We start from the raw sequence: 3,628 nt of genomic DNA on the forward strand, positions 1-3,628 counted from the left end.
TTTGCGAGTCTTGCGGCGTTTGCTGGTAAATTCGGTATCGGCGAAGGAAAGCTGATTCATGTCATTCGGTCTTGAGGTAATGGTCAGATCGGCATTGTCTCATATTGGGGACTTAATCGCAGTTTCCCTAACAGACTTTCCTGCATGGCCTGCTAATACCGACAGGCTTTCAGTTGCGTCTGATTTAGCTGCAATCATTGCAAGCGTAGCGACTTTTTTTGCTGCTATTTATGCCTATAAATCATTTGCAACAGGACCAACTAGACAGAGGCAACAACATAAACTAGAACGATCTACTGAAAGCCTCAAAGAGCTCAGTCGAACATACGAAAAAATAATGCTTGAATTTTTTAGATACTGTAAACAAACAGTCGACACTCAAGCTTCTAAAGGCTTCTCTCACAGCAATAGCGGAAAGTTTATGGATGATTATCTAGAGCATTTTGAGCGCTTACTTCAAATGCAGGATAGATTCATGGATAATCTATCGTCTTATAAGTCTGCATACTCTAGCCACAAATGCATTCTCGGCGAAGATACTATTAACGTATACAGTGACGAAAATATTTTAACCTTTTACGAAGATTTTACCAAAGACAAGAGACAACTTAACAATAATGATGTTCATCGTATCGCTATGTTTCATAAGGACGGCACAACTAAGATCGAAAAACTCTTCACGAATTTATACAAAATTTAGTATTGACGAATGCAATACTAATACCTATAGTTTAGTTATACAAAATTCAGTATAAAAAATTCTTTATGACTAAGTAGGTTTAGCTATGAGCGAACTAAAATTCACAAACATTTTCGACGCAATCTCCGATGACTCAGCAGAAGCAGTGGATCTCGAATTTCGCGCCGACATGATGCTCGCACTTCGCAACTACTTTGACGCCCAAAAATGGTCCACTGCCGATATCATGGCTGCTTTGGAGATCCCTCAACCACGTGTAAGTGAACTTATGGGCGGAAAAGTATCTAAATTTTCATCGGATAAATTGATCAGGTTCCTAGCTAAAGTCGGTTATCAGATTAAGCCTACTTTGAAAGTCAAAAAAGATAGCTCTGTTTCATTCAAGTGCTCAACTAAAGAACTAGATATTGCTTAAAAAAACAGCACTAATTTAACACTTTCTATATCTGATCAATCATAAGTTTATATCGACTTTTTGCAGTCTTCATAGCCTTCTTGTCAACTCCATTAGTTGTTTTAGTGAAGGAGTGAAGTATAAAAACGGTATCATTGTATTTAGCACAATAGATGGATCTAAAAGCTGGACTTCCGTTGACTTTCAGCTCAATTGCCCCCTTACCAACGCTCTTGCCGATCGGTTCGAATTCCACCAAAGGGCGCTCCCCTTGTGCTACTGCGTTGATACTGGTTGCAAACTGTAACTGCACATCTTTAGGCAACTTTTTAAACTCTTTCAGAGCCGCATCGTTAACAAACTTAAACTCTTTCAAACGAACTCCTTATCTCAAATTACCATACTAAAAAACCTTACACTCAATTGCCTTAAATAACTAATTCAACACCCTCCTCTTCTCAACCGATTTTTTAGTTTTGCAGAATAAGCGGTTTTATATATTTCATCATTTTGTAAGTGTCGGTTAAACCACACGTTTTAATCCTTGTTGCGTATTTCGGTGATTGCGAACGCTTGTTTCGGTTTATTCCGAACACTTGAACCGGCACTTTGTCTCTTTCCCTATTTCTACTCTAAGTGTTCGGATTGCGCCAGTCTTCTCATTGACTCACCTCTCAGTTCTATTCGATGACTGTTGTGTACCAGCCTATCCATCAGTGCATCCGCAACGGTCGCGTTTTCGATCATGTTGTACCACTCTTTTACAGGTAACTGACTGATGACGATGGTACTGCTGTTTTGATAACGATCTTCAAGCACCTCTAACAGGTGCCCTGCATGATCCTGAGTCAGTTTCTCCATTCCCCAGTCGTCGAGGATCAGTAAGGTTTTCTTAGCAAGCGATTGAAGTTGTTTTTGATAACTGCCATCCAGTCGACCTGCGCTCAGGTCATCGAGCAGGCGAGTTAATCGGTAGTATCTGACCGTGTGTTGTTGGTCACAGGCACTGGTTGCCAGTGCGCAGCCAAGGTATGTTTTTCCTGCATCTGTTGGACCTGTGATCAAGGTGTTCTGATGTTTGTGCAGATAGCTGCCCGTTAGAAGTTCACTCATCTGTCTGCGATTAAGGTTACGTCCTTCTTTGTAGACGAGTTGGCTTGCTTGGGCGTCAACTCTCAGCTTAGCTTGTCGTTTAAGTCGTTGGATTTTAGTCTGGTTGCGATTCAAAATTTCATTCTCCAGAAGCAGACTGAGCCTTTCCTCGAAGTCCAGCTCTGCGTAGGTGCTCAGTTGTTCTTGTTGCTGCTCTAACGCGTTTGCCGCATGGCTCAAGCGAAGGGTTTTGAGTTGATCACTCAGTGCGTTCATATTATTTCTCCTAGTGATAACAGTTTGGGCCACGAACATTGCTGTGGACAAGGTTCGGAGTGTTCGTATTGTCTTTGCTCAGTTGTCCCTCCCGATGGTTCTTAAGCAGGTTATTAATGAAGGTATAATTAGGTTTTGTCAGTATCAGCGCATCTTGACAGGCTTGCTCTAGGCGCGACTCACCATGGGCTTTACTCAGATTAAGCAACCCTAGACAGGAACGATAAGACTGCTCTGGATGAGGCTTGGAGCTCAGCATCTTATTCACCACTTCTCGTGTGGATGGGCCGATATTGGCGCCCCAGCTGAGCAAACGTCCAGGCGACCACTTTTGATGTTGATGATTACTTGGCATGTGTTCAGAGTGAGTGCTGGTTCCACGCTCCCTTTGGCTACGTGGATGCTGAGCAACCAAGTTCCCTTGATGATAAATCTGCACCAGACGGTTGGAGGCTTCCAGTTCGATATGATGGCCCACGAGTTGATGGGGAACCGAGTAGTAATGACGGCGATATTCGATGTGGTAGTCGGGACCAACTTTGGTGCGTTTGGTTTCGGTGTACAGGTACCGCTGCCTAGGAAGGGGCTTTAATGCAGGTTTATCGAGTTTGTCGAACAACGCTTGGCGACTGGCACCATATTGTTTCATCTCACGCTGGTTAAGCTCATTCATGAGTTCACGGATAGCTAGGTTTAGCTCCTTGAAGGTGTAGAAGGTTTGGTGTCGCAGTCGCATCATGATCCAGCGCTCCACTAGGAGTACTGCATTCTCTGCCTTGGCTTTGTCTTTTGGTTTGTAAGGGCGAGCTGGCATCACTGCGGTTTGATAGTGATTCGCCAGCTTTTGATAGCTGTCATTAAGTCTCGGCTCATAACGATTCGCTTTGGTGACCGCGCTACGTAGATTATCAGGCACTAAGAGTTGCGGTACGCCACCGAAGTGTTCGAACGCATTAACATGGGCTTCTAGCCAGTAGGGCTTACCTTGACTCGGGAAGGCTTCAACATAGGTGTAATTGGACGCGCCTAAGGTCGCCATGAACACTTCCGCCTCTCTTACTTCACCTGTGTCAGGGTTAACGACTTGAAGCCGAGGCCCACAGTAATCGATAAACAACTTATCACCCGCAACATGAAGTTGGCGCATACTGCGCTTTTGAGTTTTG

Annotated in this window: 5 protein-coding genes; 2 read left to right on the forward strand and 3 right to left on the reverse strand. The window is 43.8% G+C overall.

Annotated features, from left to right (window positions below):
* The first annotated feature begins 58 nt into the window (after window positions 1-58).
* Window positions 59-700 (forward strand): hypothetical protein, encoded by a 642-nt coding sequence (locus LG368_RS15080; RefSeq protein WP_226755519.1) that lies wholly within the window; start codon window positions 59-61, stop codon window positions 698-700.
* A gap of 85 nt (window positions 701-785) precedes the next feature.
* Window positions 786-1,115 carry a helix-turn-helix domain-containing protein gene (locus LG368_RS15085; RefSeq protein ID WP_226755520.1) on the forward strand — a complete coding sequence of 110 codons (330 nt, stop codon included), beginning with the start codon at window positions 786-788 and terminating at the stop codon, window positions 1,113-1,115.
* 25 nt (window positions 1,116-1,140) lie between these two features.
* On the opposite strand, the gene LG368_RS15090 is transcribed toward LG368_RS15085, so the two are convergent.
* The 3 genes from LG368_RS15090 to istA form a co-directional block, all read right to left on the reverse strand.
* Window positions 1,141-1,470: a type II toxin-antitoxin system RelE/ParE family toxin gene (locus tag LG368_RS15090; RefSeq protein ID WP_226755521.1), complete on the reverse strand. Its 330-nt coding sequence runs from the start codon at window positions 1,468-1,470 to the stop codon at window positions 1,141-1,143.
* Window positions 1,471-1,721: 251 nt separating this feature from the next.
* Complete coding sequence (istB, locus tag LG368_RS15095; protein ID WP_226755522.1) at window positions 1,722-2,462, reverse strand: IS21-like element helper ATPase IstB; 741 nt, start codon at window positions 2,460-2,462, stop codon at window positions 1,722-1,724.
* Window positions 2,463-2,472: 10 nt separating this feature from the next.
* Window positions 2,473-3,628: IS21 family transposase (gene istA, locus LG368_RS15100; RefSeq protein ID WP_226755523.1), on the reverse strand; the 1,156-nt coding region annotated here is incomplete at its 5' end.

This window comes from Marinomonas algarum, from assembly GCF_020532605.1.
Lineage (GTDB): Bacteria > Pseudomonadota > Gammaproteobacteria > Pseudomonadales > Marinomonadaceae > Marinomonas > Marinomonas algarum.